Source organism: Geothrix sp. (assembly GCF_030219325.1).
Lineage (GTDB): Bacteria > Acidobacteriota > Holophagae > Holophagales > Holophagaceae > Geothrix.
Window position 1 is genome coordinate 3,281,772 of the sequence record NZ_CP126625.1, and the last position, 23,930, is coordinate 3,305,701.

At 65.0% G+C, this 23,930-nt stretch carries 20 protein-coding genes; 5 read left to right on the plus strand and 15 right to left on the minus strand.

Annotated features, from left to right (window positions below):
- The first annotated feature begins 40 nt into the window (after positions 1–40).
- The 4 genes from panC to QOZ81_RS14535 all read left to right on the plus strand — a co-directional run bounded on the left by panC (position 41) and on the right by QOZ81_RS14535 (position 3,667).
- On the plus strand, positions 41–913 hold the full coding sequence (gene panC, locus QOZ81_RS14520; RefSeq protein ID WP_291204740.1) for a pantoate--beta-alanine ligase: 873 nt from the start codon (positions 41–43) through the stop codon (positions 911–913).
- Between the two features lie 103 nt (positions 914–1,016).
- Positions 1,017–1,499, plus strand: coding sequence for a hypothetical protein (locus tag QOZ81_RS14525; RefSeq protein ID WP_291204737.1), 483 nt, complete (start codon positions 1,017–1,019; stop codon positions 1,497–1,499).
- A gap of 90 nt (positions 1,500–1,589) precedes the next feature.
- Complete coding sequence (panD, locus tag QOZ81_RS14530; RefSeq protein WP_291204734.1) at positions 1,590–1,988, plus strand: aspartate 1-decarboxylase; 399 nt, start codon at positions 1,590–1,592, stop codon at positions 1,986–1,988.
- 149 nt (positions 1,989–2,137) lie between these two features.
- Entirely contained in the window at positions 2,138–3,667 is a 1,530-nt protein-coding gene (locus tag QOZ81_RS14535; protein WP_300714914.1) for an Rne/Rng family ribonuclease, read from the plus strand.
- Between the two features lie 167 nt (positions 3,668–3,834).
- Here QOZ81_RS14535 and QOZ81_RS14540 read toward each other — a convergent pair whose 3' ends face one another.
- The 5 genes from QOZ81_RS14540 to QOZ81_RS14560 form a co-directional block, all read right to left on the minus strand.
- Positions 3,835–4,515: an HAD family hydrolase gene (locus QOZ81_RS14540; protein ID WP_291204728.1), complete on the minus strand. Its 681-nt coding sequence runs from the start codon at positions 4,513–4,515 to the stop codon at positions 3,835–3,837.
- A gap of 10 nt (positions 4,516–4,525) precedes the next feature.
- Positions 4,526–5,026, minus strand: coding sequence for an LEA type 2 family protein (locus QOZ81_RS14545; protein ID WP_291204725.1), 501 nt, complete (start codon positions 5,024–5,026; stop codon positions 4,526–4,528).
- 1 nt (position 5,027) lies between these two features.
- A complete protein-coding gene (gene queD / locus QOZ81_RS14550; protein ID WP_291204722.1) occupies positions 5,028–5,375 on the minus strand; it encodes a 6-carboxytetrahydropterin synthase QueD in 348 nt (115 codons plus the stop codon).
- 69 nt (positions 5,376–5,444) lie between these two features.
- Complete coding sequence (locus QOZ81_RS14555; protein WP_291204719.1) at positions 5,445–7,838, minus strand: SLBB domain-containing protein; 2,394 nt, start codon at positions 7,836–7,838, stop codon at positions 5,445–5,447.
- Between the two features lie 84 nt (positions 7,839–7,922).
- Entirely contained in the window at positions 7,923–8,993 is a 1,071-nt protein-coding gene (locus QOZ81_RS14560) for a glycosyltransferase family 4 protein (RefSeq protein WP_291204716.1), read from the minus strand.
- A 454-nt stretch (positions 8,994–9,447) separates the two neighbouring features.
- Here QOZ81_RS14560 and pnp point away from each other — a divergent pair, with 454 nt between their 5' ends.
- Positions 9,448–11,634, plus strand: a complete 2,187-nt coding sequence (pnp, locus tag QOZ81_RS14565) for a polyribonucleotide nucleotidyltransferase (protein ID WP_300714916.1) — start codon at positions 9,448–9,450, stop codon at positions 11,632–11,634.
- 64 nt (positions 11,635–11,698) lie between these two features.
- Here pnp and QOZ81_RS14570 read toward each other — a convergent pair whose 3' ends face one another.
- From QOZ81_RS14570 to asnB, 10 genes are all read right to left on the minus strand, one after another.
- A complete protein-coding gene (locus QOZ81_RS14570; protein ID WP_291204710.1) occupies positions 11,699–12,367 on the minus strand; it encodes a sugar transferase in 669 nt (222 codons plus the stop codon).
- A complete protein-coding gene (locus QOZ81_RS14575; RefSeq protein WP_366083028.1) occupies positions 12,368–13,540 on the minus strand; it encodes a UDP-N-acetylglucosamine 4,6-dehydratase in 1,173 nt (390 codons plus the stop codon). It lies immediately after the preceding gene.
- Between the two features lie 224 nt (positions 13,541–13,764).
- Positions 13,765–15,606 (minus strand): hypothetical protein, encoded by a 1,842-nt coding sequence (locus QOZ81_RS14580; RefSeq protein WP_291204704.1) that lies wholly within the window; start codon positions 15,604–15,606, stop codon positions 13,765–13,767.
- A 38-nt stretch (positions 15,607–15,644) separates the two neighbouring features.
- The gene (locus QOZ81_RS14585; protein ID WP_291204701.1) at positions 15,645–16,445 is read right to left on the minus strand and encodes a class I SAM-dependent methyltransferase; all 801 of its coding nucleotides are present in this window, start codon (positions 16,443–16,445) and stop codon (positions 15,645–15,647) included.
- An 87-nt stretch (positions 16,446–16,532) separates the two neighbouring features.
- Positions 16,533–17,570, minus strand: a complete 1,038-nt coding sequence (locus QOZ81_RS14590) for a hypothetical protein (protein ID WP_291204697.1) — start codon at positions 17,568–17,570, stop codon at positions 16,533–16,535.
- The gene (locus QOZ81_RS14595; RefSeq protein WP_291204694.1) at positions 17,539–18,162 is read right to left on the minus strand and encodes a serine O-acetyltransferase; all 624 of its coding nucleotides are present in this window, start codon (positions 18,160–18,162) and stop codon (positions 17,539–17,541) included. Before QOZ81_RS14595 ends, QOZ81_RS14590 begins: the two co-directional genes overlap by 32 nt.
- Complete coding sequence (locus QOZ81_RS14600; RefSeq protein ID WP_291204691.1) at positions 18,159–19,295, minus strand: NAD-dependent epimerase/dehydratase family protein; 1,137 nt, start codon at positions 19,293–19,295, stop codon at positions 18,159–18,161. Before QOZ81_RS14600 ends, QOZ81_RS14595 begins: the two co-directional genes overlap by 4 nt.
- Positions 19,296–19,314: 19 nt before the next feature.
- Complete coding sequence (locus tag QOZ81_RS14605) at positions 19,315–20,508, minus strand: hypothetical protein (RefSeq protein WP_291204688.1); 1,194 nt, start codon at positions 20,506–20,508, stop codon at positions 19,315–19,317.
- The gene (locus tag QOZ81_RS14610; protein WP_291204685.1) at positions 20,502–21,788 is read right to left on the minus strand and encodes a glycosyltransferase; all 1,287 of its coding nucleotides are present in this window, start codon (positions 21,786–21,788) and stop codon (positions 20,502–20,504) included. The genes QOZ81_RS14605 and QOZ81_RS14610 overlap by 7 nt, the downstream gene beginning before the upstream one ends.
- A gap of 95 nt (positions 21,789–21,883) precedes the next feature.
- The gene (gene asnB, locus QOZ81_RS14615; protein ID WP_291204682.1) at positions 21,884–23,893 is read right to left on the minus strand and encodes an asparagine synthase (glutamine-hydrolyzing); all 2,010 of its coding nucleotides are present in this window, start codon (positions 23,891–23,893) and stop codon (positions 21,884–21,886) included.
- Between the last annotated feature and the right edge of the window lie 37 nt (positions 23,894–23,930).

Genomic DNA, 23,930 nt, shown 5'->3' on the forward strand with positions numbered 1-23,930 from the left:
TAAGCTGGCAGGTGTCTTCTGAAGGATCCCGCTTTTGTCCATGCGAGTTGTCCGTACCATCGCTGATTTACGAGCCCTGCTCCGTCCCTTGAGGGAAGCAGGGAAGCGGATCGGCTTCGTCCCCACCATGGGTTTCCTCCACGAGGGCCACGCGGCCCTGATCCGTCAGAGCGCCGCCCGCTGCGATGCCACCGTGGTGTCGATCTTCGTGAACCCCACCCAGTTCGGGCCCAGCGAGGACCTGGCCAGCTACCCCAAGGACCTGGAGCGGGACCAGAACCTCTGCCTGGAAGCCGGCACCACCGTGCTCTTCCTCCCCGAGGCCGCCGAGATCTACCCCACGGGCTTCCAGACCCACGTGGAACCCGGCCGCCTGGCCGACCCCCTCTGCGGGCGCTTCCGCCCCGGCCACTTCCGCGGGGTTGCCACCGTGGTGGCCAAGCTCTTCAACATGGTCGAGCCCGACCTGGCCTTCTTCGGCCAGAAGGACTTCCAGCAGACCGTGGTCATCCGGCGCACGGCCCGGGACCTGAACCTGCCCGTGGACGTGGTGGTGGTCCCCACGGTCCGGGAGGCCGATGGTCTGGCCCTGAGCAGCCGCAACACCTACCTCGACGAGGATGCCCGGCGCCGGGCGCTCCGGCTGAGCGAGGGCCTGCTGGCCGCGAAGGCCGCCTTCGATGGCGGGGAGCGGGACGCCGCCAGGCTGGTCGAGATCGCCCGGAAACCCCTCGCCGGGGTGGATTCCGTCCAGTACCTCGAACTGGTCGACACCCAGAACCTGGAGCCCATCCAGGGCCAGGTGGACCGCAGTGCCGCCCTTTGCGTGGCGGCCTATGTCGGCAGCACCCGGCTCATCGACAACGTGCTGCTCACCCCCCCCATCACCGAGGCCACGACCAGCCCCGCCTGACCCCGCACGGCCGGCTCATCCGATCGGCGTATGGTCCTGCCCTCAGAATGAACCTAGGCTGGGGGTGCCCTGCTGTCTGAGGCCCCTTGCCCTGGAGTCGCCCATGTTCCGTCCCTGCCTGACCGTCGGCCTGATCGCCGCCATGGCCCTGCCCGCCCTCGCCCGCCCAGACCGCCCGGAAGACAAGGAGCGCCGCCGGGAGTGGAAGGAGGAGCAGAAGGAGGACCGCCACTACTGGAAAGAGCACGACCGCCGCGAGCGGGAGTACTGGAAGGAGCGGGAGGGCCGCGACCACCACGCCCACCGCTATGAGGACGACCGGGACCACGACCGTGGCCGTCGCCATGTCGCCCCGCCCTGGATGAACGGCTATTGGCGGTCGGACGAGACCCGGCGCTACGTGGCCCTGGTGCCGGGTGATCCCTCCCGCATGTATGTCTTCCTGGACGGCCGCTGGGTGCTGCGCCAGGTCCGGGACCCGAGGGCCCGTCTGGACCTGGAGGGCGCCTTCCGCCTGCCCATGGCCCCCCCGCCCATCGCCCCGCCCCGGATCGGGCTGGATCTGCACGTGGTGCTGTTCAATTGAGTAGGTAAAAATCGAGCATGGACCCGGGGTAATCCTGGGTCCATGCTTATGCGTTGGCCGGGACTCCACGGAGCCTGGACCGGAGGATGCATGCTGCGCCACTTCCTGCTCGGAAAGATCCATCGCGCCACCGTGACGAGGGCCGACTTGGACTACGTGGGGTCGATCACCCTGGATCCGCTGCTCATCGAAGCCGCCGGGTTCATGGAGAACGAGAAGATCGACATCTACGACGTGACCAACGGATCGCGCCTCTCCACCTACGTGATTCCGGGGACGCCGGGGTCCGGTGAGGTCGGCATCAACGGGGCCGCCGCCCACCTGGTGAACGCCGGCGACCTGGTGATCATCGCGGCCTACGGCTGGATGACCGCCGAGGAGGCCGAGACCGTGGCCCCCAGGGTCGTCTTCGTGGATGAGCGCAACCGCATCACCGAGCGCCGCACCCAGGAGCGCACCCCCCTCTGCGTGGCCGCCTTCACGGACTGAGAAGAATAAAATCCAATCCCGGAACCTTTGACCGTTGGCGCGGCATCCAAGGGTCATGGTAGAAATGATTCACCCTTCGGTCTGGTACGACCCTGGGGCCCGCGGTGGGGGCAAGGCGACCCCCTGCAAAGTTCTGAAAGGTTGGTTTTATGGAAGTCCGCAAGTCCCTGGTGGTCAATTCGACCCCCCTGGAGACGCGCATCGCCCTGCTTGAGAACGGCCAGCTCTGCGAGCTGTTCCTCGAACGGACGATGAACAAGAGCCAGGTGGGGGATGTCTACAAAGGCCGGGTGGCCAAGCTGCTCCCCGGCATGCAGAGCGCCTTCGTCAACATCGGCGGCGTCAAGGACGGGTTCCTCTACCTGGATGACCCCGTCGCCCAGCGCTTGGGCGTCGACCTGTCCGCCGAGGAGGAAGGCGAGGAGACCCCCAGCGAGGACCTGCCACCGCCGCCGCCGCCCCTGCCGCCCCTCAAGGAGGGCGAGGAGACCCTGGTCCAGGTGGTGAAGGATCCCATCGGCTCCAAGGGCCCCCGGCTCTCCCGGCACCTGAGCTTCCCCGGCCGCTTCCTGGTCTTCATGCCCGGCATCGACCACATCGGCATCTCCCGCAAGATCACCGATCCCGAGGAGCGCGATCGCCTGCGCGAGCTGATCCGCGCCCACGCCCAGCCCGGCGAGGGCTTCATCGTCCGCACCGCCGCCATCGGCGAAAAGGACGAGGACCTGGTGGGCGACGTGGTCTTCCTGCGCCGCCTCTGGGAGGGCATCCAGGCCAAGGCCGAGACCGTGCCGGCCCCGGGCCTCGTCTGGCAGGACCTGCGCCTGCTGCAGAAGGTCATGCGCGACATCTTCCGCGAGGAGGTCTCCACCTTCTGGGTCGATGACGACGCCGCCCACCGCGAGGTGGTCTCCTTCGTCGAGAACATCCACCCCGAGTGGTCGAACCGCGTGAAGCGCTTCACGTCTGACCTGCCCATCTTCGAGGCCTTCGGCATCGAGTCCGAGATCGACTCCGCGCGCCAGCCCAAGGTCTTCCTCAAGCACGGCGGCTCCATCGTGCTGAACCAGACCGAGGCCCTGGTCAGCGTGGACGTGAACACCGGCAAGTTCGTGGGCAAGAAGGATCTCGAGGAGACCGTCTACCTCACCAACCTCGAGGCCATCCCCGAGATCGTGCGCCAGCTGCGGCTGCGCAACCTGGGCGGCATCGTGGTCATCGACTTCATCGACATGGTGGATCCACTCCACCGCGACGAGGTGCTGGCCCGGTTCCAGGAGGAGCTCAAGCGGGACCGCAACCACGCCCGCGCCGGAGGCATCTCCGAGTTCGGCCTGGTGGAGCTCACCCGCAAGCGCACGGGCCCCTCCCTGGAGCGCCAGCTCACCCAGCCCTGCCCCACCTGCAACGGCGCCGGCCGCACCCAGAGCCCCGAGACCTCCCTGCTCAAGGCCTACCGCGAGCTGGTGCGCCTGGGCGAGCGCCTGCGCGGGGCCGACGTGCGCCTGACCCTGCACCCCGAGCTCTCCGCTTCGCTCCACCAGGAGTCCCGCGAAAGCCTCATGCAGCTGGCCCGCCTTCTGGGCGCCCGGGTGTCCTGGATCGAGCGCGCCGACACCCCCCGCCACGCCGTGGTCATGGACCTGCAGTTCCCCGGCCAGGACAGCGCCAGCGCCTGACCGACCGCCGGGTCGCAGAAGGGCCTGCGGGGCAGGCCCTGGCGCGGGGCCCCGGCGAGGAGGTCATGCCACGCGACCGCCGGGTCGCAGAAGGGCCTGCGGGGCAGGCCCTGGCGCGGGGCCCCGGCGAGGAGGTCATGCCGCGCGACCGCCGGCTCCCTCGCCCCTCACCCCAAACAGGTCGGACAGCGCATGCCGTCCTGCAGGCCCTGGATGAGCTCGGGCACCCTGTCCAGGCTGCGCACCTCGTAGATGGGGTGGTCGGGGTCGTGGTCGGGGCGCGGCTTGGCTTCGCGGTTCACCCAGATGGCCGTCCACCCGGCTGACACGGCGCCCTCCACATCGTCCGTCCAGCTGTCGCCCACCATCACGAGGTTGCCGGGGAACACCCCCAGCTTGCGCTGCACCGCCTCGAAGGCGGCCGGTTCGGGCTTGAGGGCGCCGATCTCGGCGCTGAGGATCCGGGTGCGGATCCGCCCGGCGATGCCGAGGCGGTCCAGCAGCTCCAAGCCGAAGGTCTGGGTATTGGAGAGCAGCGCCACCCGGGCCAGGTCCCGCACCGCACCTACGGCCTCAGGGGAACCCGCGAAACACTCGGCCTGCCGGCCCGCCTCGAGAAAGGCCTGGGCCATGCCGTCCACCTGGGCCCCGTCCAGGCCCGCCCGGTCCTGCCAGGCTTCCAGGAAGACCCGCACCGACGGGTAGGCCTGCACCATGCCATCCCGCATCAGGGCCGGGAACAGGTGCGCCTGCTCGGGCCGCAGCAGCTCCTTCATCCGCTGGAAGGGGCTCCCCGCCGGGCTGAAGACCAGCGTGTTCCAGAGGTCGAAGACGACAGCGCGGATCAACGGAGGTCCGTCATGACCCACTGCCCTTGCTGGTGCGGAAGGGCACGCCGAACTCGATGCCCAGGATCTCGAAGCGGGCCTCGCCGGCCAGGCTCCAGGTGGCGGGTTCCTGGCGCAGGACCGCGCCGGACAGCGGGCCCCAGGCGGTCTTCAGGTCGTTGTAGCCCAGGGCCACATCCACCTTGAGGACGCTGCGGCCCTTGGGGGCGATGTCGGCGCCTTCGGGGAAGCTCACCGAACCCAGGGCGAAATCGCTGCCCTTGGCGTTCAGCTTCAGGTCGCCCGCGACGCGCCGGGTGCGCAGGTGCTGGTCCGACGGGTTGTCCACGCCCACCTCCAGCCGCAGCCTCAGGCGCGACTGCTCCAGGGGGAAGGCCAGCTCGACCTTCGGCTCCACGCGGTCCAGCGTGAACCGCAGCTGCCGGGCCGCTTCCTCGTACTTCAGGGCCGGGCTGAGGGCCTCGCAGCCGACCAGGAGCAGCAGAGCGGGCAGGACCAGCAGCCGTCGCATCTCAGGCCCCCCGGTAGATCACGCAGTTGTCGGTGGTCTCGTAGACCTCGATCTGGCAGAGCGCAGGCAGCTCGGGCTTCAGCTGCTCCCAGATCCACACCGAGATGTTCTCGGCGGTGGAGAGGGGGATCAGGTCGTTGAGGAAGCGGTGGTCGAGCTTCGAGATGACCTTCTCGACCACCACCTTCGACAGGTCGTCGAAGTCGATGATCATGCCGGTCTCGGCGTTCACCTGCCCCTCCAGCAGCACGAAGAGCTTGTAGCTGTGGCCGTGCAGGTTCCGGCATTTGCCCGGGTGGTTGTAGATGAAATGGGCGGCTTCGAACCAGTACTCTTTGCGCAGGATCATGGCACTCACGATGAAAAGGCCCCGCAGCGGCGGGGCCCTTCATTCTACCAGGACTGCATCCGGGGGCCCTCAGCGCCAGCGGATGGCGTTCAGCAGCAGGGCGATGGGAGTCAGGGCCGCCAGGTCATCCTGCCAGGCCGTGTCCCGGCGGATGCGCTGGGGCACGATGACCGTATCCCCGGGCTCGACGGTCTTCCCGTTCACCCAGGAGTCCACAATGCGGCCATCGGCCTTCACCAGTCGGATGTTCCAGGAATCGGCGTTGCGGGTCAGGCCGCCGGCCGTCTTGAGCAGGTCTGCCACCTTGCTGCCCGGAACCACCTTGTAGGTGGCGAAGGGGCTGGCCGTCTCGCCCACCACGTAGGCCGCGTCGGTCTGCCGGGGGATGATGACGTCATCGCCGTCCAGCATTTCGACATCCTGCCCCCGGTCGCCCTTGAGGGCCCCCTCGAAGTTCACGACCATGCGGTTCAGCTTGGCATCGCTGAGGCCATGCAGGATCGGGGGGCGGAACAGGGCCGTCTTCTGGGCCTGGCCGGCCGAGGTCTCCCGCTCCACCAGCAGCTTGGTCTCGTTCAGGCGACCCAGGATGTCGGCCACCCCCTTGGCCTGCGGATCCCCGCCGCCCTGGAGCGACCGCAGGAAGATCCCAGCCTTGGGCATGGCCTCCGGGGTGAGCCCCCCGGCCCGCTGGATCAGCTGGCTGAGGGTCGGCTTGTCCTGGTCCAGCACATAGGTGCCCGGCCGCGCGACCTGCCCGCCGATGTGCACCACACGATGCGTGCGGTAGTCCGGCTTCTCATAGAGGCTGAGCGTGTCATAGGGGTCGACCCTCGGGTTGAGGGTGTCGTCCCTCAGGGAGACCGGGCTGCCCGCCTCGGTCGACAGCAACCGCTCGAGGTCCAGGCGCAGGACCTGGCTGGGCTTCCCATCCTTGGTGTGGGCCAGCTCCGCGTAATAGCGGTTGGCGGAGAGCTGGGGAATGCCTGCCCGGAACACCAGATCCGAGGCGCGCATCCCCTCGAACCAGTCGAAGGTGCCGGGGTGCGTGAAGGGGCCGATCACGGTCACCTTCCGCGGAAGGCGGAAGTCCGTGATGGTGTAGAAGGTCAGGCGGTCCCGCGGCTCCAGGGCCAGGTTGTGGCTGACATCCCCCTCCAGGGCCTTCGCCACGTCAAAGGTGAGGAGTTCCTGCCGCTCGTCCCGATAGGTCCGCACCAGCTCTCCGCGGCCGAGGTAGGTGTCGGGCAGGAGCTGCTCCTGCCCCGCCAGCAGGTCCCGCACCCGCAAGCCCGGCTTGTGGGCAAAGCGTCCCGGCACCCGGATGCGGCCGGCCACCTCCACCACGCCCTCGGTTCTCTCGGTCTGGACCAGGGCCCGCACCACATCGTTGAAGAAGAGCCGGGTGTCCCGCAGGGCCTGATCGGTGTTGGGGATGTTCTGGACACTGATGACCCCGTTCGGGTCCACCCGCTGCAAGGTGAGAAAGCTGGAATAGGCCGTGGGCAGCAAGCCGCCCATGAAGCGCACGGCATCCAGCGCGCTCTCCTGGCCCTTCAGCTCCAGCTGGATTCCGGTCGCGCCCTCCCCCGTCTCGCGGCTTGGGGCAGCCACCCGCAGGAAGGCGCCCTCCATCAGCACCCGGATGCCCACGATCGGAACGAAGATCACGTCCCCGCTCTGCAGGCTGAAGTTCACATTGCCCCTTCCCTCGGCGCGCAAGGGGTAGAGGTCCAGGTGGTGGATGACCTGGCCGCCCCGGACCACCCGGATGTCCCGGAAGCTCCCGGCGCTGGTGGGGCCGCCCGACAGGCCCAGCACGTTCACCAGGGAGCTGAGGCTCGACACCAGGAAGGAACCGCCCTTGTAGACCTCACCGAGGACGAAGACCCTGACCTCGCGCAGCTTCATGACCTGCAGATCCACGTTCGCCCGCGAGAACTGGCGGGCCACCAGCCCCTGCACGGCCTGCTTGGCCTTCCCCAGGCTCAACCCGGCCACCTTCACCGAGCCGACCTTGGGAATGACGATCTCCCCTCGACCATCAACCTGGGCGGGGACGTCGAAGGTCGCGCTGCCATACACGTTGACGGAGAGCACGTCGCCCGCGCCCAGCACGTAGTCCTCGGCAATGCCGCCGTCGGTCGTGGCGGAAGGGTTCGCCTGCCGGGTGTCGAACAGGTCCGCGGCAAATCGGCGCGGGCCCTTGTCCCGGGCCTTCAGGGCCTTGATCTCCGTTTCGGCTTTGGCGTTCTCCCGGTACTGAAGCTCCTCCTTGGACAGGCCCGTGCGGTTTTCCTCGGCGTCCTTCCCCTCCGCCGTCTTCGGCGTCAGGGCGCCCTTGTTGGGCGTGGCGTCAGGGGCCTGCTGGATCTGGTTCTGGGGGGCCCCCACGTACTGTTTCAGGTTCTGCAGGTCCAGTTCCGAGGGTGTCTGCGCGCCGACGACCAGACAGGTGCACATCAGTCCCAAAGGTAGAGTCAGACGCATATTCGTTCCCTTGCACAAGGTCCACGGGGGCTGATCCAACCTAGCATGTGCCCGGATTCATGCCACCTGGTTCGGACCGGAAGCCTGCTCGAGATCCTTGAGGGGCCGCAGGGGAACGGCCACCTTCGCGGGATCCACCCGATCCCGGAAGGCGGTGAGGGCCAGGAAGACCAGCGCGGCCAGGCCCAGCAGCGAGGTCGCATTGTGGCCCGGAAAGCTCAGCGCGCGACTCATGGGAAGCGCGGCCAGCGACAGGAGGACCAGCGGCACCAGCCAGGCCCGCTGGGAACCCAGGCGATCCACGAGGAAGTGGTGCAGGTGGCTGCGGTCCGCATGGCCCAGGGGCACCCGCTTCCACTTGCGGACCGACACCACCAGGGTGACGTCCACGGCGGGATAGGCGAACACCCAGAGCATGAGGTTCGCGTTGGCCACGGCGAAGGCCTTGGCCGTCAACACGGCGAACAGCGTGCCCAGCATCAGGCTCCCGCAATCGCCCAGGAAATGGCGGGCCTTGGGGTAGTTGAGGAGCAGGACGGCCATCACGCCACCGAACAGGAAGCCACCGGAGGGCGCGTGCCCCAGGACCAGGCCGAACAGGGAGAGCAGCAGCAGGCTGTACCCCATGGAGAGCCCATTCAGCCCATCGATCAGGTTGTAGGCCTGGGGAATGGACCAGAACCAGAGGGTGAGCAGCGTGACCGTCACCAGGGGGTGGTCAGGCAGGGACAGCCCGAGAAAGTGGATGCGGGTCGTCAGCTGGCTCAGCTCGGGTGCCATGTCGACAGCCAGGAGCAGGGCGATGCCAAGCCCGCAGATGGCCTTGTAGCGCGAGCGCAGGTTCAGGCGGTCGTCCAGGAAGCCCATCAGGGCCATGCCATGCACCGCGGCCCATTCCACCCGGTCGATGGGCAGCGGGCACTTCCCGAGCGCCAGCAGGCCCGTCAGCAGGATCCAGAGCGCCAGCCCGGCGGTCAGGGCCGTGGGCGCCCGGTGCTGCTTCCGCGGATCGGGATGGTCGGTCCAGCCCAGGGGCGCGACCCAGCGGATGCAGGCCAACGAGATCACGAAGGTGATCGCGGCGCCGATCCCGACACAGATGAGCGTTGAATCCTGGAAAGACGGCATGGAGGTGCCCCAAAGTCTATGGGGTGGCGTGGAAGAGTTCGAACCAACGGACCCGGCCTGGAGGGGCGGGGGTTGAGTCGGGAAAAGAACAATTGGAAGACCCCATCATCCAGTCTCCACATAAGGATGGGCAAGTAAAATTCCGGTAATGAGGACTGACAAGTTGTTTTGAATATGGGAACGGCTTCCGGCGTTTATTTCTCATCGGCAGCCTTCGGCGGGAGTCCAGTTTCGTGCTCCGGCCTCCCGGGATTCGGCGTCGGGCGGAATTCGCGGTAGGATGAATCTGCCGATTTTCACCTGCTCCCCTTCGGCGGCGACCTCTGCAGGAAGCCCACCTCCCCCTCCTGATCCAGGACTCGGCGGACGGGTTTCATGGAGCGATCGCAGGAGACCCGGGTCGGTACCCGGGATCTGGGGGAGCCACCGCGGGCCCGAGGGCCCGGGAGACTGCATGAACGCTTTGAAATTCAACCCCACCACCGTTTCGGTGGACCTGGGCGGAACGCCCATCTCCATTGAGACTGGCCGCATCGCCAAGCAGGCCCACGGCGCCGTCGTGGTCCGCCAGGGCGACACCATGGTCCTCGTGGCCGTGTGCTACGGCACCCCCCGCGAAGGCATCGACTTCTTCCCCCTCACCGTGGACTACCGCGAGCCCGTGCTGGCCGCGGGCAAGATCCCCGGCGGCTGGTTCAAGCGCGAGGGCCGTCCCACCACCAAGGAAACCCTCACCAGCCGGCTCATCGACCGTCCCCTGCGTCCCCTCTTCGAAGAGGGCTACAACGGCGACACCATGGTCACCGCCCAGGTGCTCAGCTACGACGGCCAGCACGCCCCTGAGGTGCTCGCCATGGTGGGCGCCTCCGCGGCCCTCATCATCAGCGAGATCCCCTTCGTGAACCCCGTGGGCGGCGTCCGCGTGGGCCGCGTCAACGGCCAGCTGGTGGTGAACCCCACCGTCGAGCAGCGCGCCGACAGTGACATCGACCTGCTGGTGGCCGGCACCGCCGACGCCCTCGTCATGGTCGAGTGCGGCGCCAAGGAAGTGCTGGAAGCCGACATGGTCAAGGCCCTGGCCTTCGGCCACGACCAGATCAAGACCCTGGTGAAGCTCCAGAAGGACCTGCAGGCCAAGGTGGGCAAGCCCAAGGTGGCCGCCGCCAAGGCCGCCCGCAATGAGGAGCTCTACGGCCAGGTGGCCGCCGCCTTCGCCGAGAAGCTCTTCGCCGCGCTCACCATGAAGGTGAAGATCGACAGCTACAAGACCATCGACCTGCTCAAGAAGGAAGCCGTCGCCCAGTTCTGCGCCGACAAGCCCGAGCTGAAGAAGGACCTGGTGGCCTGCTTCGACGAGCTGAAGGAGACCCTTTTCCGCAACGCCATCCTCAAGCAGGGCGTGCGCCTGGACGGCCGCAAGTTCGACCAGATCCGCCCCCTCAACATCGAAGTGGGCGTCCTGCCCGCGGCCCACGGCAGCTGCCTCTTCACCCGCGGCGAGACCCAGGCCCTGGTGACCGCCACCCTCGGCACCATCAACAACACCCAGATCATCGATGGCCTGGAAGAGGAATACCGCAAGAAGTTCTACCTGCACTACAACTTCCCCGGCTACAGCGTGGGCGAGTGCAAGCCCAACCGCGGGCCCGGCCGCCGCGAGATCGGCCACGGCATGCTGGCGGAGCGCTCCATCTTCGCCGTGTTCCCCACGCCTGAAGAGAACCCCTACACCGTGCGCGTGGTCTCGGACATCACCGAGAGCAACGGCTCCTCGTCCATGGCCACCATCTGCGGCGGCACCCTCGCCCTGATGGATGCCGGCATCAAGCTCCAGTCCCCCGTGGCGGGCGTGGCCATGGGCCTCGTCAGCGACGGTGACAAGTTCGTCGTCCTGTCCGACATCGCCGGCCAGGAAGACCACTACGGCGACATGGACTTCAAGGTCGCCGGCACCGAGAAGGGCATCACCGCCCTGCAGATGGACATCAAGATCGGCGGCATCACCACCGAGATCCTCACCAAGGCCCTCGACCAGGCCAAGGCCGGCCGTCTGCACCTGCTGGATCTCATGGGCCAGGTGCTCGCCGCGCCCCGCGCCGAGTTCGCCAGCAACGCCCCCCAGATGCACAGCATCCAGCTCCCCAAGGAGAAGATCCGCGACGTCATCGGCAAGGGCGGCGCCACCATCCGCAACATCATCGAGGTGAGCGGCTGCGAAGTGAACATCGACGACGACGGCCTCTGCCAGGTCGCCGGCCCCACCCAGGAGAAGCTGCAGGTGGCCCTCAAGATGATCGGCGACCTCATCCAGACCGCCGAGGTTGGCAAGACCTACCTGGGCAAGGTCGCCAAGGTGGTCGAGTTCGGCGCCTTCGTGACCATCCTCCCCGGCCTCGACGGCCTGCTGCACGTCAGCGAGCTGGCCCACCACCGCGTCGCCAACCCGGCTGACGAGGTGAGCGAAGGCCAGGAAGTCATGGTCAAGTGCATCGGCATCGACGAGAAGAGCGGCAAGATCAAGCTCAGCCGCAAGGCGCTCATCCCCAAGCCCGAGGGCGCGGATGCCGAGCCCGAAGGCGAGGAAGGAGCCGCTGGCGAACCCCGCCGCGAGCGCAGGCCCAGGCCCCGGCGCGACCGCTAGGCCCCGGAGGCATTCCAGCGAAGAGGGCCCCTCCCGGGGCCCTCTTCCTTTGCCGGGTCCCCTGCTACTCCCAGTGGTGCCGGAGCAGGTCGGGCGGAGGCGGCAGCTCCCGGAACCAGCGCAGGGGCTTGAGTCCCGGGTTGAGGATGGCCAGGACGGTCAGGATGATCAGCTTGAAGTAGAGGTACAGGCTGACGTGCCGGGCGTACCACAGCTCCAGGGCCCCCTTGTAGGGGGCGGCCACCTGGTCGTGCACCCACTTGGGCTCGTGCTCCGGATGCCGGAGGATCCTCTCCTCGTCCCTGAAGAAGAGAGAGCCCATGCCCGATAGCCCGGGCTTCATGCCCTTGATGGCCTCCTGCTGCTCCGGCGAGTAGAGGTCGAAGTGGGATGCCACGACGGGCCGGGGGCCGATGACGCTCATCTGCCCCAGCCACACGTTGAAGAGCTGGGGAAGCTCGTTGATCTTCGTCTTCCGGAGCAGCCTCCCGAAGGGCAGCACCCGGGGGTCCCCGGCCTGGGTGATGAACCCCCCCGGCAGGTTCGGGCTGTTCAGGAGCATGGTGGCGAACTTGAACACGCTGAAGGGCCGTCCGCCCTGCCCGATGCGCGTCTGCAGGTAGAAGACGTGGTGCTCGCCCGTGCAGGCGAGGATGAGCATCACCGGCAGCAGGATGGGCAGCAGCACCAGGATGGCGAGGCTCGAGAGGATGAAATCGAAGGTCCGGATCACTTACATCCTTCCATCAAGGTACTTCCCGGTCTCCAGGTGATGGAACTCCGGCAGGAGGTTGAAGAACAGGTCCACGATGTCCTGCTTGGTCCAGCGGCCACTCTGGCGGAGCCGCTCGATCTCCCGGAGGAAGGCCTGGAGGTGCGAAGGGTCGGCCGTGGCCGCGTTCTTGACGATGCCGATGGAATCGAAGCGCCCCAGGTCCACCTCCTCGGAATCCGTGAAGAACTCCTCGAAGTCCTTCTCCCCGGTGGTGTCGCTCTGGAAGAAGTAGCAGGGCCAGCGGCCCTGCCTCGGGGCTGAGGCCATCCGTTCCCGGGCCTCGTCCTCGGTGTCGCAAAGCAGGGGCTCGAGCCCCTTCGCGGCGAGATACCGCTCCGCGATGGAGGAGAAGGTCACGAGGTTGAGCTCGGCCGACAGCTTGGGGAAGAAGATGTCCCGGGATTCGCCGAGCAGGGCCGACATGAGGCAGAGCTGCCCGGCCTCCTCCGGCGTGAGGAAGTACCGCCGGACATCGTTGGGTGCCGAGATCGGCTGCCCCTTGGCCAGGCGCATGTTGAAGCCGTGCAGCAGGCTGCCATCCGAAAAGGCCACGTTCGCGAACCGGGCCGTGGAGATGGGCATGGCCTCCGACGAGGAGAGCAGGTACATCTCCATGATCCGCTTCGAGGCCCCCATCATGTTCACGGGATTGGCCGCCTTGTCGGTGGACACGCAGAAGTACTTCCGGGCGCCTGAGTCCGCGCCCAGCTTCAAGGTGGACAAGGTGTTCAGGATGTTCACCTGGATCATGCGCATGAGCGTGTAGGGGTCCTTCTCGCTGCGCACGTGCTTCAGGGCGGAGAGGTTCAGGATGTAGTCGTAGGGCCCTTCGGCGCGGAAGAACGCCTCGAACTCCGGAGATCCCGCGTCCAGGGCGAAGGTCCTGAAATCGCCCTTGATGTAGCCATGGGAGCTGCGGATGTCCCGGACCAGTTCCACCAGGTTGTTCTCATTGATATCCACGGCATGCAGGACCCGCGGATTGCGGGAGAAGATCTCCAGCGTGACCGCCTGGCCGATGGACCCGGCAGCGCCGATGATCAGGAACCTCGAATGTTCGACCGTTTCGGACAAGGCCGCCCCGTGACGCCCAAGGTCCTCCCTGAGGAGATGCTTGCTTCTTCCGAGCATGCCAAGCAGGTCTCGCGAATCAAGTGCGCTCAAGAAAACCACCCTCCAGAAGACCCGCCCAGAATGCGTTCAATCGCCCCTCGGTAGAGTATCGAAATCAATCTGTGATCTGCTGCGAGTCTAGTGCAATTCCTGACGCGGCCAACCGCCCTCTTTGCGCGGAGACTGGGAATCGGCTCAGCGATTCTCCCCGCACGGGAAGATGAGGATCGACACCTGCGTGGCTAGTGTGGCGCCTTCGGCATCTCGTACCGATAGAGCTCCGAGCCGCTGGCAAAGTAGAGGAATCCCCCCTTGATGACCATGCCTGCCGTGATCGGCTTGGGGGGCCGTGCCACCACCTGCATGGTCTGCGTAGCAGGGTCGATGGCGAAGATCCCGGCTGCCGGGTGCCCGGCCAGGCCCCAGATCCGACCATCGGCCCCGAGTTGTACGGAGCTGTAGACGGTGCCGCCAGGGAATGGGAGCTCTTTGCGGAACAACAGGGCCCGCCGGTCCGGATCGAAGGCGAACCATGTCCGCCCTCCGATGCCATAAAGCAGGCCATTGGGAGCCATCTGGAGGTTCTCGAATGAGGCAAACCCGGGGAGAACGACCTCGAAAACCACCTTTTTGGCTGCGGGATCGTAACAGAAGAGCTTGGCTTCCTGCTGAGTGGGGTGGCTGCCCATGCCGCCGCTCACGTTGGTGCCTCCCAGGATGAAGTTCTTCCAAGGACAGAGGGCAACCACGCTCTGGTCCTTGATGAAATCCATATGCTGTTCCACCTTCCCGGAGCGTAGATCCCAGAAACACAATGGCCCACCCAGCCTGCCGTAACCGGGAATGGCGCCGATGTAAGCATTCCCATCCTTGGCCTCGACGAGAGCCAAGGGCCTCCAACCCTTGTCCGCGCCCGCGAAATCAATCCGAACCGGATTGGGAGACTTCGGGTCATCCGAGGGCGGCTTGGAGGGATCAAGGGAGTACAAGGGTGCGTCAGTTCCGTAGGATGCCATCAACAGGTTTCGCCCACTCGCCAGGAACGAATAGACTTCACCTCCGCCCAGGTCTGCGAGATCCAGGAACCGTGCTAACCGAGCATCCCAGCGGAAAAGATGTGCCGGGAGTGCGGAACTCCCATAAATCTCGCCATCCGGGCCGAGGCCGATCCTGAAAATGGGGAGTTCGTTCCCGTCGTATTGGAAGGGGCGGGCCTCCGTCTTTCCGGTCTGAGAGTCCCGATATGTCAGGGTGCGACCCCGGAGCGCGACTGTCCTGCCGTCTCTCAGACGATCTTGGTACAGCGGCCGGGCTGCTACGTTAGCTTCAATTGGCTTGGCTTCCCAACCCTGCAACAGGAAGCTTTGCTTGCCTGCCACGGCATAGATCCGACCATCGACGCCCTTGTAGACATTGGCCTGGCCCTGGACCTGGAATTCCGGGGGCAGGACCCCGCGACGCTCTCCGTCCTTGATCCGGTAGGCCGCGACATTCATCTTGGCGGCGCCGATGCCGGCGTAGATGAACCCGTCTCCGCTGGCCGCCAGGTAGTGGGCGTAGTCCTCTTTGGGATCCAGCCGCCCAAGATCCTCCACCACCTGGGTGATGGGGTCGAACCGCACCAGTTTGGCGTTGGGGCTGGTCCCACCGTACAACTTGCCGTCCACGCCAAAGGTCAAATCCCAGATGAAGGATTCTGTGGGGCTGGTCTGCCCCAAGTCCTTATACCTTCCGGTTCTTGGATCCAGTTGCAGGAGATGCGCATTGGGCGCGGAACCCACATATATTTTTCCGTCCGGCCCAAGAGTCATGCATCGAGCCGCGAACTCACCCTTGACGGGATTTGGGAATACTTGGGCCTTGGTGGTAACCAAGTCAATGGCCAGCAGGTCGAAGGTCTTATCCAGGTAGAGGTATGTCGCATAGAGCCGCTCGGAGCCCTCTGTCGGACCTGGGCCCACGGCGCTGGCGTACTGCCCTCCAATCCCCCGGTAGGTTCCGAGAGTTTCGAAACCCCCGATCGTCTGACCGCCCAATGTGCGGGTCATTGAAACAAGCAAGAGAGCGCTCGCTAGGGTCCGCATAGGCACCTCCACATTGTTCGAGGGCACGGCGAGGGGCTTTATTTATATCCAACCAAATACAAATCTGAACACAAAGTCGGGAATAGCTGGAGCGGGACATCAACAACGGGCGTGATGGCCCTCACCCACTGCCGCCGATTCAAATAGCCTTGCCAGTTTCTTCCAAAGATTTCCCAACTCCTCATTCCCATGTCTTTGGCCATATAGCGAAGATCATCGACATCGGGTTCACGGACGTGGCCAACAAACCTCTCCTTCTCGTACCAGGCATCCATTCCCGACCACTTCCCAAAACCGAACGGAACCGTCATCCGCTTTCGCAGGTTGACGCAGTTCGGCACGCTGATGAAAAACAGTCCTCCAGGAGCCAAGGAGGACATCACATCCCTGAAGAGCTTTTTGGGTGAGTGGTGCCAGTGCTCCAGTGAGTCAATCGTGGTTATGACGTCAATTGATCCAGGGCTGAATTCGAGGCCATCGATGATGAAATCCCGTGTAACTCGCTGGACTCCGTATTTGTCCTGGATCTTGTAGGCTGCCTCAAACAGCGATTCTCGTTTGTTATCTAGGGCATCATTGTGGAAAACATCCAAAAAATTATCGATGACGATTGTTTCCAGACCAAGCGCAGCGCAAGCAAGTGGAAACAGGCTTATGCCGCCACCGACGTCGCAGAGAGTTTTCGCGCCGGGTTGGTGCCGTTTAATGAATTCAATCTGGAATGCGACCCTCGGTATGTCCCTGAGGCGGATAGCGGCAACCTCTGGCGGGTACTCTCGGGCAAGACCTTCAAGCAGGGTTTTGATCTCACTGACGGATGAAGTAAATCCGATGCCCATTTTGTCTCCAGGATTCATGACATTAGCACGCCGTCGAAGCTCCTTGTGCCCTCCCCCTTTCAAAGGGAAGGTATCCGTGGGAGCGGACTACTGAAAGATCGAATTCGCCCACCCTGTCAGACCATAGGCTCCATTGAACTCCTTGCTGGGCATGCCCCGGGGTTCACGGAAGAAGGTGGTGGGAACCTCGGGATTGAGCCGGTCAAGGATAAATATTTCGTTCGAGTTATAAAATGAATATTTTTTTATATTTACATTTGTGGTAATTAATTTTTTCCCGGCCCCCAATACTTCCAATGTACGCATGGTCAGACCTTGCTGGCCCGGATGTTCAACATCAACAATGGCGAAGGATGATCTCAAGACTTCAAGTACGTCCTGATATGGCATTCCCCGGAACATGAAATCAGACAATCGCCTTCCTTTGAATTCTCTCTTAATTACTCGAAATAGCCAATAATGTAACCGTGTTGGTAGATAAGGATAAATAAAATACGGAAGCTTCGCTGCATCTGCGCAAGCAACCATGGTCCGGAGGATTCTGTACCTGTCGCTGTGGATGGTCCCCACAAAGGAGAAGGCGAAGTCGGGCTGGCCACCTTCCACAGGACCTTCATCGCAGAAGAACAGGGGCCGGAACTCGATCGCATAGGTCGCCGCATCACGCTCGTCGAAAGTCAGGCATTTATCAAACAGCTGAAGGTACGGTTCCACCCCCCTGGGGAACTTGTTTTCAAAGGAATCCCACATGTACAGGATGAACCTGGCTCCCGGGAAGGCCCCTCGGAGCCATTGGACGACTTCCGAATCACATGACTCCGGGCTGATGATGAGCACATCGTCGTAGGACTTTCCGGCCAGCCGCTCGATGGACCGGCGGAAGTACCGCCTGGAGAACCGCTTCATCAGGGCTGTTGCCAGGCGGAGCATGACTTTCACGACGGCGGAGTCACCCAGCCGTTCATTCAGATAGTCGACCCGGGCGCCCCTGCTTCGAAGGTGCTCCACGATCCGCAGCTCATAGCCGAAGAACCGGGGGGAGATGACCAGGATGGTCCTTCCCCGGAAATCCACCGGGGCTGGCACGTCCACTTCAAGTACCTGATTGGCCTGGTCGGTTCCCATCCGGACATCCTACCTGATCATCAAGCGGCGTAGCGTCGCCTGGCTGCCCCTTCGGCACCAGCCGGCCCGGCACGCCCGCCACCAGACTGTCCGCCGGGACGTCATGCACCACCACGCAGTTGGCGGCGACCACCACCCGGTCCTGAAGGGTGATCGATCCCAGCACCTTGGCACCTGCCCCGAGGAACACATCGTCTCCGATGTCGGGGCGCACCGTCCGGTCGAAGGTGAGGTCCGGGAATTTGGCCCCCACGGTGACGTTGTGGTAGATGACGGCATTCCTCCCGATCCTCCGGGCGCCGAGCACGGTGCCGGACGTGTGCGGGAAGAACAGGCCGGGACCGATCTCACAGTCCAGGCCGATCTCCAGGCCGAAGAGCACCATGTTGACCATGGAGACGAGCTTGCCCAGGGGCCTGAGGTGGTGCTGCCCACACCAGTAGGCCGTCCGGAACAGTGCCACGGGCGCAAAGCGCGGGGAGAACAGGGCCGCCGCCACCTGACCGAGACTGACCGCCTCGGGCGGGATCTGGCGCCCGGCAAAGTGGTGCTGCCTCGCCACGTCGGCCCGCAGGTTCGGGAAGAGGCTCATTTCATCAGCCCCTTGTCGAGCAGGGTGCGGTTGGCCCGGTCCAGCCCATCCTCCGGGAGCGGCTGGCTGTCCACCCAGCGGGCGAAGCCCGCGAGGCCTTCCTCCAGGCTGACCCTGGGCGTGAAGCCGGTGAGACGGCTGATCAGGGAGATGTCTGCGAAGCAGTGCCGGATGTCCCCCAGACGGTACTGGGCCGTGAGGTGGGTCTTCGAGGCTCCACCAAAGGCCCGCACCAGCTGGTTGGCCATGTCCCAGACGCTGGTGGGAATGCCCGTTCCCACGTTCATGGTCTGCCCGTCGGTGGCTTCGGACTCGAGGCAGAGCCGGATGGCCTCGGCGATGTCCTCCACATGGATGAAGTCGCGGCTCTCCTTCCCGTCTTCGAAGATGGGCAGGTCGAGTCCTCGGCGGATCCGGGTGGAGAAGATCGACAGGATCCCCGTGTAGGGGTTGTGGAGGGACTGCCCCGGCCCGTAGACATTCTGGAAACGGAGGATGGAGAAAGGGATTCCGAAGGCCCCGCAGGCGATGCGGACAAGGTCCTCCTGCGCGAGCTTGGTGGCGGCGTAGATGGAGGAGGGCCTCGGCCGGGAGGTTTCCGGGGTGGGGATGAGCTCAAGCTCGCTGCCGCAGGCGGGACAGACCGGATCCCACTGATGGCTGTCCAGACGGTCTGCGGTCCGGGCATCCGGAGCCACCGGACCGCAGGCCCCGCACCGATAGGCCCCCTCGCCATAGACGGACCTGGACGAGGCAAGGACCACCTTGCGGACCCGGTGCGGGTGGTCCTGCAACCACTGGAGCAGGGCCGCCGTCCCCTGGGAGTTCACCGCGTTGTACCGGGCCAGCTCATACATGGACTGGGCCGTGCCCGTCTCGGCCGCCAGATGCACCAGCGCGTCCGCGGACCCGAGGGCCTCGGCGAAACCCTCCGGCTGGCCCGCATCCCCGCGAATGACCTGGAAATCCCGCCCCACGAGCCCCGTGAGGTCGACGACCGGGAGGGCCCCATGGATCTGGGGGCTGAGGTTGTCGATGGCCACCACGTGGCAGCCGGCATCCAGCAGGCGCCGCCCGAGCCTGAGCCCGATGAACCCCAGCCCGCCGGTGATCAGGATTTTGGGCTTTGACATGAGACCCCTGAGCAGATGTCTAACGAACTTGATGAACCGGTTTAGGCTTCCCGATCTTCACGAAGAAGGCCATCAGGAAAAGCAGCAGGAACCCATTGCTGAACAGGATGCCCACAAGACCTGCGACGAACAGCCCCATGGCAAAGAGGATCCACAACGCCTTCAGTGGTTCGTCGTCGGAAATGACCATGAACCGCAGCAATGCCCCTGCGATGAACGATATGATCACAACCCCGGTGTAACCCCAATTGATAAATGCTTCAACCAAGTAGACCGCATTGGCGGAGCCGGTTTCTGTCGCATTCTGGCCACCTTGCGCAAAGAACACGGCCCTTTCGAATTGAATGTTTTTCAACCCGAACAACCATGAAAACACAGAGGTCGTCGCGCCCCTGAAATACTCGCCCCCAAAGGTTTCATAAAAGGTCCGGAGGGAATCGACGGCCGTAATGATGGGAATCGCGACTGAACGCCACAGAAGGTGTTGCAAGGGGCCAGCGGCTGCATAATTCATTGAGAAAAACACGTCGCTGTCTTCGGGCTTCATCACTTCGCCCCTCGAACCGGAGAAGTAAGTGACCAACAACAGGATGCTGAAGGTGATGGCAAGGAGTTGAATCGGCTTGATCCGCAACCTGATCCTCCCCTGGAACACCAGGTAGATCAGGGGGAACATGGCCTTCAGGAAGTAGGCCTTCTCCATGAAGGTGATGCAGTAGAACAGGAAGAAGAGGAAGAGGGCCCAGCGCAGGCGGTGGTGGTCGAAGAAGGCCTTGGCGATGGAGTAGGGGATCAGGGCCCCGGTGAGGATGGCGTGGATGTAGACGAAGGAGGCCTGCCAGCCGGGCCTGGCCTTGAAGAACTGCTCCCGCAGGATGGAGATGGTTTCGGAATCTGCGCCCCCCAGGGCCGCCACCAGGGGAATCTGTTCCGCCGTGCTCCAGGCGACCACCGCGAAGATCAGGAAGGGCACCCAGAGGAGCAGGATGAACTGGTCCACGTCCAGCTGGAGCAGCGGCATGCGGGCCCGGATCTTGACCTGCCAGCCCAGGAAGAAAGCCAGGGCCCCCACCACCGTGATGCCCGCAAACTGGAGGGCGTAGATGCTGTCCATGTAGAAGTGGAGGACCAGAGAACCCACCGCATAGATGAGCACCAACAGGATCAGGAACAAGATCCCTGCCGACTCAGCCCGGGTCAGCGTCTTCAGCATGCCGCTTTCCCGGAGACGAGGGAGGTCGCGAAGCGGACGTAGTCGTTCAGCAGGTCCTTCAAGCGATCCCCATCCTGGCAACGGGGCAGCACCCGAACCCCGTGAATGGCCACCTGGTACAGCTGGCGCGCGATCTCCTCCCGCGTCAAGAGCCGGCAGGTCCCCCCGGCGTAGCGCTCCAGCAGCTGATCGACATCCGAACCCGCCACGACGGACAGGGGGAAGATCGGCTTGCCCTGCGCCAGGTACTCGAAGAACTTGGCCGAGACCACGCCCTTGTTCCCCTGCCCCGGGAAGGCCAGGAAGGTGAGGGCGTCGGCCGAGTTCTGGATCGCCTTGGCCCTGGCGTGGGAGACATGGGGGACCAGGACCACGGCATCGCCCAGGGGCCGGCCGCTGCGGGCCACCTCCAGGGCCAGCTCCTGGCAGGCCCCCACGAAGATGAGCTGCAGGGTCTCCGACACCTCCGGATGTTCCGCCAGGAAGTCGGCCACGCCGCCCACGATGGTCGCCAGGTCGTAGAACCCCTCCGGGGTGCTGCCGGTGTAGACCAGCTTGACGGCCCCGGGCCTGATCCGGGGATCAAGCTCCGTCAGGTCCAGGGTGGCGCGTTCCCCCTGGAAGTAGTGGGTGGCCACGTTGTAGAGGACCTCCACCTGGATGCCATAGGCTGTCTCGAATTCCTGCCGGAGCCCATGGGACACGGTGCTCACGTGGTCCGCCCTCCGGAGCACGGCGCCTTCAATGGCCCGCTTCAGCCCCTTGATCCCACCCAGGGCCGGATGCAGGGCCCAGGCATCGCGCATGTCCACCACCAGCTGAACCCGGGAGGGGAGCAGCACCTTGAGCAGGAACCCCACGAAGGCCAGGGCGAAGGGGGGCGAGGAGCACAGGATGAGCACCCGGTCCCGGGATCGAAGCAGCCGGGTCAGCGCCTTGAAGAACAGCAGCAGGATGTTGGGCAGGTAGAAATCCACCAGGGCCAGGTGCTTGATCCGGCGCAGCAGCTTGACCGCCAGCCCTTCGCGGACGGAGGCCATGAGCGGGGCGCGGGTGAGGGCCTCGGCGCGGAAGGCGAGGAAGGAGGCCTCGTCCTCGAAGCGGGCCACGGTCAGGTGCAGGGAACCCATGACATTGAAAATGGCTATCTCGGCCCCGAGGCCGAGAAACACCTTCCCCCAGCGCTCCTGCCGGAAGCTGCCCGCCCGCTCGTTCTCGAGCTCGGAGGTGAAGAACCAGACCTTTCGGCCCGGCTCCGTCCTTCCATCCTGATTCGCCATGCCGTGCCACCCTCCCCCAAGCTGGAGCGACCCGCCCCCCGGGCCCCATCCCCGTCCTAGATTACGCGACGGGGCCGGCCGCCAGCCCGAACCCATCAAAGCGACAGATCAAAGGCCCGCCCCCAATACCCCAGGTTGATCACCCTCCAGTACCTGAAATCGAAGCCCTTCTCCCCCGCGGTGACGGCGTCGAAGTCCGGGAGCAAGCGGTCCGAGAACAGGCCCGGGAACCGCTCCAGTGATTCCTGGATGGCCGTGCGGAACTGCGCCCTGGCCTCACCCTTGAGCCACACCTGCTCGGCGGTCACGAAGCCCATCTTGTCCTTCCGGTCGAGGATCCGATCGGGCACCAGGCCGCGCATGGCCCCCCGCATCACCCGCTTGGAGACGCCGCCGCCGATCTTGAACTCCGCGGGCATGGCCAGGCAGGCCTCCACGACCCGGTAATCCAGGAAGGGGGTGCGCGCCTCGATGGAATGAGCCATGGAGTTGCGATCCTCCCACCGCAGCAGCATGGGCAGGTTGATGGAGGTCAGCTGGGCCAGGGAGACCTGCCGGACCGAGCTGCTGCGTCCGCCGGCGGCCGTGACCGGATCCTCGGAGAAGGCCTGGCGGTGGCCTTGAGCCAGCCAGTGGCGCTCGGAGAAGGCACGGTCATCGAAGCGGCCCATCAGGCCGATCAGGCTGGGGATCGTATAGGCGGCCATGTACCCGAGCGATCGCCGGGGACTGAACCCGGTCTCTCTCTGGATGTTGGTGATTTCCCGGGCCAGCTTCGGAAGGTTGAAGCTGCGGAGCAGCTCCGCCAGGTAGGCTCCGACATAGCAGGTGTAGCCCCCCAGGATCTCGTCGGCCCCCTGCCCGTCCAGCATCACCGAGACCTGATTCTCCCGGGCGAGACCGAAGACGCATCTCTGGGCAAAGGTGCTGGTCGAGCCGAAGGGCTCATCCTGGCTCCACACCAGGGCCTCCAGCTCGCGAAAGAGCCGTTCGGGTTCGGGCGTCGTGAAGATGCCCTGGGCGCCGGTATGCGCGACGATGATCCTGGCGTACTCGGATTCATCGAAGGCCCGTTCCGCCGAGCAGGCCGTGAAGGTCCGCTGCTGACCGGCGGCGCCCTGCTCGAGCAGGAGCTGCTGCATCAGGCAGACCACCGTGGAGGAATCCAACCCACCCGATAGGCAGGATCCGACCGGCACATCGGCCCTGAGCCGCAACCGGACGGCATCCAGCAGCAGCGCGCGGAACGTCTCCTGCGCTTCCGCCAGGGAAGAGCGATGGACCGTTTCCGGGGGGGCGTACCAAACCGTGGGCTGGAGCCGAGCCTGACGCCCCTCCCGCAACAGGGAGAGGGCCTCCGGAACCTTGATGAGCAGCTGCCCGCCGGGCGGGACCTGGGTCACGCCCTGGAACATGGTCTCTTCGGAGTGGTCGGACACGCTCCAGACGAGGTAGTCCAACATCCGGCCGAGATTCCCGCGGGCCGCCCAGCCCTCGAGCGCGGTGAAGGCCTTGATCTCGGAAGCAAAGGCCAGGCCCCTCTCGGTGGACCAGAGGTAGAGGGGCTTCACGCCGAAGCGATCCCGGGCCAGGAACAGGGTCTCTTCCCGGTGGTCGTAGATGGCCAGGCCCCACATCCCATTGAAGTGGGACAGGCAACCCGTCCCCCAGCAGTCATAGGCCGCGAGGACCACCTCGGTATCGGTGTGGCTGAGGAAGGTGTAGCCCTTCGCGCTCAGCTCGGCCCGCAGCTCGAGGTAGTTGTAGACTTCACCGTTGAACACGATCCAGTAGCGGTCCCGGTAGGACATGGGCTGGTGCCCGGCCGCGGACAGATCCAGGATCGACAGGCGCCGGTGTCCCAGGGCCAGGCCGCCCCGGGGACCAAGGGCCGAGTCGCCCAACCGGCGGGCGGGAAGGTAGGGGGCCCTGGCCTCGAAGATCTCCCCGGGTGTATCCACGCCCCCGTAGGGTTCACAGACTCCATCCTGGACGACCAGGAAACCTTCATCATCGGGGCCCCGGTGGCGAAGGATCTGGCCCATGGCCGTCAGCTCCCCGGCCTCGAAGGGCCGGGCTTGCAGAAGGCCGAAAATCCCGCACATATCAATCCTTGGCTAGGGTGTCGACAACCAACCGGAT

Bases quoted from the DNA above. Each gene is read 5' to 3' on its own strand.
- panC (WP_291204740.1), top strand. From the start codon at position 41: ATGCGAGTTGTCCGTACCATCGCTGATTTACGAGCCCTGCTCCGTCCC.
- QOZ81_RS14525 (WP_291204737.1), top strand. From the start codon at position 1,017: ATGTTCCGTCCCTGCCTGACCGTCGGCCTGATCGCCGCCATGGCCCTG.
- panD (WP_291204734.1), top strand. From the start codon at position 1,590: ATGCTGCGCCACTTCCTGCTCGGAAAGATCCATCGCGCCACCGTGACG.
- QOZ81_RS14535 (WP_300714914.1), top strand. From the start codon at position 2,138: ATGGAAGTCCGCAAGTCCCTGGTGGTCAATTCGACCCCCCTGGAGACG.
- QOZ81_RS14545 (WP_291204725.1), bottom strand. From the start codon at position 5,026: ATGCGACGGCTGCTGGTCCTGCCCGCTCTGCTGCTCCTGGTCGGCTGC.
- queD (WP_291204722.1), bottom strand. From the start codon at position 5,375: ATGATCCTGCGCAAAGAGTACTGGTTCGAAGCCGCCCATTTCATCTAC.
- QOZ81_RS14555 (WP_291204719.1), bottom strand. From the start codon at position 7,838: ATGTGCACCTGTCTGGTCGTCGGCGCGCAGACACCCTCGGAACTGGAC.
- QOZ81_RS14560 (WP_291204716.1), bottom strand. From the start codon at position 8,993: ATGCCGTCTTTCCAGGATTCAACGCTCATCTGTGTCGGGATCGGCGCC.
- pnp (WP_300714916.1), top strand. From the start codon at position 9,448: ATGAACGCTTTGAAATTCAACCCCACCACCGTTTCGGTGGACCTGGGC.
- QOZ81_RS14575 (WP_366083028.1), bottom strand. From the start codon at position 13,540: ATGCTCGGAAGAAGCAAGCATCTCCTCAGGGAGGACCTTGGGCGTCAC.
- QOZ81_RS14580 (WP_291204704.1), bottom strand. From the start codon at position 15,606: ATGCGGACCCTAGCGAGCGCTCTCTTGCTTGTTTCAATGACCCGCACA.
- QOZ81_RS14585 (WP_291204701.1), bottom strand. From the start codon at position 16,445: ATGGGCATCGGATTTACTTCATCCGTCAGTGAGATCAAAACCCTGCTT.
- QOZ81_RS14590 (WP_291204697.1), bottom strand. From the start codon at position 17,570: ATGGGAACCGACCAGGCCAATCAGGTACTTGAAGTGGACGTGCCAGCC.
- QOZ81_RS14595 (WP_291204694.1), bottom strand. From the start codon at position 18,162: ATGAGCCTCTTCCCGAACCTGCGGGCCGACGTGGCGAGGCAGCACCAC.
- QOZ81_RS14600 (WP_291204691.1), bottom strand. From the start codon at position 19,295: ATGTCAAAGCCCAAAATCCTGATCACCGGCGGGCTGGGGTTCATCGGG.
- QOZ81_RS14605 (WP_291204688.1), bottom strand. From the start codon at position 20,508: ATGCTGAAGACGCTGACCCGGGCTGAGTCGGCAGGGATCTTGTTCCTG.
- QOZ81_RS14610 (WP_291204685.1), bottom strand. From the start codon at position 21,788: ATGGCGAATCAGGATGGAAGGACGGAGCCGGGCCGAAAGGTCTGGTTC.
- asnB (WP_291204682.1), bottom strand. From the start codon at position 23,893: ATGTGCGGGATTTTCGGCCTTCTGCAAGCCCGGCCCTTCGAGGCCGGG.